Source organism: Dictyobacter arantiisoli, assembly GCF_008326305.1.
GTDB lineage: Bacteria > Chloroflexota > Ktedonobacteria > Ktedonobacterales > Ktedonobacteraceae > Dictyobacter > Dictyobacter arantiisoli.
Genome location: NZ_BIXY01000214.1, coordinates 1 through 1,958, shown reverse-complemented (window position 1 = coordinate 1,958; position 1,958 = coordinate 1). Strand labels below are relative to the sequence as shown.

At 52.9% G+C, this 1,958-nt stretch carries 1 protein-coding gene; it reads left to right on the top strand.

The features are described from left to right. Positions 1–201: 201 nt before the first annotated feature. Entirely contained in the window at positions 202–1,857 is a 1,656-nt protein-coding gene (locus F1593_RS27865) for a hypothetical protein (protein ID WP_149404813.1), read from the top strand. Positions 1,858–1,958: the final 101 nt, after the last annotated feature.

Genomic DNA, 1,958 nt, shown 5'->3' with positions numbered 1-1,958 from the left:
TCACACCGGGGCTGCATCGATGGGTTTGCCCTTCACGCTGCCGGGGCCGCCACGGCTCTGTGGCCCCAGACCTAACTCGATCAGGACACGAGACGCTCGGATCTTCCCCGACCCATCCCATGACCGATCAGATTGGGCCTCTTTCCCTCTTGCATTTCCCTGCCTGCTGCTCTATCCTTTTGACAAAAAGGAGGAATTCCTATGCCATTCTCCGAACACACTGCTGGTCGCAGCACGCCGACCGGGAATCCATACGAACTGTTCGCTCCCACCCAGGGCCTGATCGCTGAAGACTACCAGCTACACGGGGATCAGCCCGGTGACCGATCAGAGCAAGATCTCTATTCAGGGCAGCTTGCCGCCCTCTCCTTCGATCCACAGCAAGATGTGCAAAGAAACCTCTACCAGCCGCTACACAGGGATCCGACATTCTTCGAAATCCCTGGTCCCATCCCGGAGGCCAATAATCCAAATGAACGGTTCGATCGCATCGAGGATAGGGTGTTTCACTACGATCCTCTCACTGATGCGTATGAGGACGATCCTCTCACTCTCACTGATGCGTATGAGGACGATCCTCTCACTCTCACTAATGCGTATGAGGACGATCCTCTCACTCTCACTAATGCGTATGATGTCGATCCTATCACTCTCACTAATGCGTATGATGTCGATCCTATCACTCTCACTAATGCGTATGATGTCGATCCTATCACTCTCACTAATGCGTATGATGTCACAATCGCTCAATACAACCAGGCACACGGGGATCCGACATTCATCGAACACACGCCGGCTGGTGGTCCATACGATCCTCTCACTGCTGCGTATGATGTCACAATCGCTCAATACAACCAGGCACACGGGGATCAGACCAGTAGCCTATCATGGCAAGATTCCTCTTCAGGGCTGCCTGCCGCCCTCTCCTTCTATCGACAGCCAGAGGCGCAAAATGCCCACTACCAGCCGCCACACGGGGATCCGACCAGTGACCGATCAGGGCCAGGTTCCTCTTCAAACAGCACCTTTAGACCACAAAATGCAGCCCCTCATAACCTTGAGCTGCCTCAGGAGGGGCCAGGTTCCTCTTTACACCGCTTTAATAACCCCAGGCTCAAGCTGTCTGCAGATGAGCAACAGGCGGAGGCGAAGGCACGTGCAGACTCCGCTAGACGAGTTCAAGATACGCGAGATCGAGCAACCATGCTTCGAGAGTTCTTTAACGAATACCACCTCAGCCGGCTTGATAAAAAAGAAGGCAAAGAAGGCACAGAGTATCCATATATTCCACAATCGCGAAAAGAGAATGGCAAAACGGAGGATTTCCGGACGCCTGGAGCTGTGTTGAGGGAGGTCGATAAGGTGTTACAAAAGAGAAAAGATGCAGGAATGGAAAAAGTCCCGGACCTCACCTATCTGACAGGCAACCAAGAGGAAGCCCTACGACAGGCCGAGCAGTTCGCGCAGCTTGAGAAGGACAGCGATGCCGATCAGAGGAGTGACGAGGATGAGGCCCCTGCAAATAAGCAAAAGTGGAGTCGAGAGCAAGCAGACATGCTTCGAAAGTACATTAACGAACACCACCTCCGCCCGCGTGATCTAAAAGAAGGCACAAAGTATCCATATCTTACAACTCAAAGTGAGCTAAAAGGTAAAGATGGCAAGAAGCTGAGATTGCAGACGGTTGGAAATGTGTTGAGGGAGGTCCCTAATGTGTTACAAAAGAGAAAAGATGCAGGAATGAAAAATGTCCCGAACCTCGCCTATCTGACAGGCAAAGGCAACCAAGAGAAAGCCCTACGCAAGGCCGCGCTGTTTGAGAAACAAGGCGATGACTATCAGAGTGACGGAGAGTAACAGAACGAGCGCTAACCAGGACCTGGCACGACAAAGGGACGCTACGACGAACGTCGGGCTCCCTTGTCGTTCACCCATGCTCTGGCGTTCTCTCCCCTCCC